The following is a 3,424-nucleotide window of genomic DNA, read 5'->3' as shown; positions in this document are numbered from 1 at the left end:
AGTTGAAATTAGTGTGAATATAGATGGCAATATTCAAATACATTGTTTAGAAGAATCATATACATCTGAAAAATCGATACGTGAAGCTGTAGCTAACTATGTAAAAGAATGGTTTGATTTAACTACTGATTTAGCTCCCTTTTATACATTAGCTAAACATGATTTACTCCTTCAAGGACCAATTGAACAATATTATGGCCTTCGTACTTTAGGTATTCCAGACTTATTTGAGGCACTTTCCTGGGGAATTATCGGTCAACAAATTAACTTAACATATGCTTATACGCTAAAAAGAAGATTAGTTGAGCAATTTGGCAGTTATGTAGAACGGGACGGTAGAAAGCATTGGATATTCCCATCACCTGAAACAATTGCAAATCTACATGTAGAAGATCTCCAACAATTAAAAATGACGACTAGAAAATGTGAATATTTAATCGGTATTGCGAAGCTTATTACAGAGAGAAAACTATCAAAAGAGGATTTACTGCAAACACAAGATGTAAAGGTTGCTGAGAAACAATTAACTGCTATCCATGGTATAGGGCCATGGACTGCCAACTATGTTTTAATGCGTTGTTTAAGATTCCCTTCAGCTTTTCCAATTGATGATGTTGGTCTCCATAATGCAATTAAATTTATAATAGGCTCCGAAAATAAACCGACTAAAGATGAAATAAAAGACTTTGCAGCAAACTGGGCTAATTGGGAGTCTTATGCGACTTTTTATTTGTGGCGAGTACTATATTAAAAGAACCAAGTAGCACATTTGTACTACTTGGTTCTTTTTTAAGCTTGCTCCTCAAAACGTCTTGCAATTTCTACAATAACTTGAACAGCTTTTTCCATAGTATCTACCGAAACATACTCAAATTTACCGTGATAGTTTTCACCACCAGTGAAAATATTCGGCGTCGGTAATCCCATATATGATAATTGTGATCCATCTGTTCCTCCGCGAATCGGATGAATATTTGGTTCAATGTCTAAACTTTTCATTGCTTCATATGCAATATCAACAATTTCTCTTACTGGTTCAATTTTTTCAAGCATGTTATAGTATTGATCATTCATTTCTAAAACGACTGCATCTTTCCCATACTTCTCTTGCATTTGTTTCACAATATTTTCAATGGTATTTTTACGTGTTTCAAAATTTTCACGATCAAAATCTCGAATAATATAATATGCTTTACTTTGCTCAACATCACCATTTAAAGAGAGTAAATGGTAAAACCCTTCGTATCCTTCAGTATACTCTGGTGCCTCTTCTACTGGTAAATACCCGTTAAACTCCATAGCCAGTTTAGTTGCATTGCGCATTTTATTTTTCGCTGTTCCAGGATGTGTATTCGTTCCGTTAAACGTTAACTTAGCACCTGCAGCATTAAAACTTTCATACTCTAAACCACCTAATGGACCTCCATCCATCGTGTAAGCAAATGATGCACCGAACGCCTCTACATCAAAATGCGCTGGCCCACGACCAATTTCTTCATCCGGTGTAAATGCTACTCTTATTTTCCCGTGCTTAATTTGCGGATTATGTATTAAATGGTTCATTGCAACCATAATTTCTGTAAGACCAGCTTTATCATCTGCTCCTAGAAGTGTTGTACCATCAGTTGTAATAATGGTATGTCCTTTATATGATGGTAATTCTGGGAACTGCTCTGGTGTTAACACAACATTTAGCTCTTCATTTAATGTAATTGCATTACCATCAAAATTTTCATGAATTTGTGGTTTGACGTTTTTCCCTGTAAAGTCTGTTGCCGTATCTAAGTGGGCTAAAAATCCGATTACAGGAACATCCTTGTCCGTATTAGCAGGAAGTGTTGCCATTACATAGCCATTATCATCCATCGTTACTTCTGTTAAACCAATTTCTTTTAGCTCTTCCACTAATAACTTACCAAACTCAATTTGTCCTGGTGTTGTTGGTACTGTATGGCTTTCTTCATTTGATTGCGTATCAATTTTTACATATCTCGTAAATCTTTCAATAAGTTCTTGTTTCAAGTTCATTCACTCCCTTTTATGTTTCTCCTTCCATTATAATCCTTAAAACGAAATATTTTAACTTTTTTGACTGTGAAGATGTATATTTCATTTACATTGTTAGCACTTTTAAACGCATGATAAAAAGACATAATATTTGTACATTAAGACCGTAACAGGTAACATACATAATTATAAAATATGGGAGGTTTTAAAGATGAGGCTAACTCTCTTTCGCTATTTTCTTTTTTTCTTAGGATTAATTTTCTTTGGCCTTGGAAACGCTCTCGCAGTCAAAGTTAAATTTCTCGGCTTGCACCCCTGGGAAGTTTTAAATATGGCTCTCTACCAAAAGTTTGGATGGACCATCGGTACGTGGAGTGTCATATGTGGGTTATGTCTCGTTCTAATATCTTTACTAGTAGATCGAAAATATATAAATGTGGGGACATTTTTGAATGCACTACTTATCGGTCCCATTATGGACTTTTTCTTACAATCAAACATGCTTCCAGAAGCTAGTAATTATTTATGGATAAACTTACTCATTTTATTTTCTGGTATTGCCATTACAGGTATCGGTGGAGGTATGTACGTTGCAGCTGGGATTGGCGCTGGACCCCGTGATGGATTCATGCTTACTATTTCAGACAAAACAGGACTTTCTATTAGCCGTGCTAGAATCATAGTAGAATGTATTGTACTAGTTATTGGATTTATGCTAGGAGGTCCTGTTTTCATCGTAACTTTTCTGTACACCTTTATTCAAAGTCCAATCTTTCAGCAATCATTTAAGATGTTTCAAACACTTTTACATACTTTACATGGCAAAAAGAAAATTAGTGAACATCTTTAAAGTACAGCTTAATACAAATAAATTCACCCTATTTACGACTCTCATCGCAAATAGGGTGTTTCTGTTTTTATCTCGCAATTTAAGAATATATACTACTCATTTACAATAAAAGTATATACATCATCATAAATACAGCCATTTACTTTAATCACATACTTCCCAGGTTTATTAAAACTAATTGTGTATTTATTTAACTGAATTGCTTCTTTATCTCCAGAAAGAATATCAATACTTCTGCCACTTAATACATACAATTCATTTAGATTCATCGTTACATCAATTGTATTGAAATTTTCTACTTTCACTTGCTGTGCTTCCGCAACGCTTACACTTGGTTCTAAAAACAGTAGTCCACTTAATCCAATCGTCCCCGCTAAAGCAACTCCCGCAAACTTTTTAATCTGTTTCATTACAATGACCTCCTTATAGATTTTGTGTAAAGGCAATGTCCCCCTTACACCACAAAGCCTATATGTAATGAAATGAAAAGTAAACGGGGACTGTAAGACAAAATTCTACATCTTTTTCTCCTATTGAATATAAATCCAACGTTTGGAGTTTTGACAC

At 34.6% G+C, this 3,424-nt stretch carries 4 protein-coding genes; 2 read left to right on the top strand and 2 right to left on the bottom strand.

From position 1 onward, the window contains the following. Positions 1 to 751, top strand: a 751-nt coding sequence (locus ACQGS6_RS24995) for a DNA-3-methyladenine glycosylase family protein (RefSeq protein ID WP_426965770.1), incomplete at its 5' end; no start/stop codon positions are given. Between the two features lie 38 nt (positions 752 to 789). Here the strand turns inward: ACQGS6_RS24995 and pepT are convergent. Further along, entirely contained in the window at positions 790 to 2,022 is a 1,233-nt protein-coding gene (gene pepT, locus ACQGS6_RS24990; protein WP_002098141.1) for a peptidase T, read from the bottom strand. A 196-nt stretch (positions 2,023 to 2,218) separates the two neighbouring features. Here pepT and ACQGS6_RS24985 point away from each other — a divergent pair, with 196 nt between their 5' ends. After that, the gene (locus ACQGS6_RS24985; protein WP_001241259.1) at positions 2,219 to 2,857 is read left to right on the top strand and encodes a YczE/YyaS/YitT family protein; all 639 of its coding nucleotides are present in this window, start codon (positions 2,219 to 2,221) and stop codon (positions 2,855 to 2,857) included. A gap of 92 nt (positions 2,858 to 2,949) precedes the next feature. Here the strand turns inward: ACQGS6_RS24985 and ACQGS6_RS24980 are convergent, their stop codons facing one another. Then, positions 2,950 to 3,267, bottom strand: a complete 318-nt coding sequence (locus ACQGS6_RS24980) for a hypothetical protein (protein ID WP_000809495.1) — start codon at positions 3,265 to 3,267, stop codon at positions 2,950 to 2,952. Positions 3,268 to 3,424: the final 157 nt, after the last annotated feature.

This window comes from Bacillus sp. GMs2/2 (assembly GCF_050172095.1).
GTDB lineage: Bacteria > Bacillota > Bacilli > Bacillales > Bacillaceae_G > Bacillus_A > Bacillus_A cereus.
This window is presented reverse-complemented; position numbering and strand designations above follow the sequence as displayed.

Bases quoted from the DNA above. Each gene is read 5' to 3' on its own strand.
- ACQGS6_RS24985 (WP_001241259.1), top strand. From the start codon at position 2,219: ATGAGGCTAACTCTCTTTCGCTATTTTCTTTTTTTCTTAGGATTAATT.
- ACQGS6_RS24980 (WP_000809495.1), bottom strand. From the start codon at position 3,267: ATGAAACAGATTAAAAAGTTTGCGGGAGTTGCTTTAGCGGGGACGATT.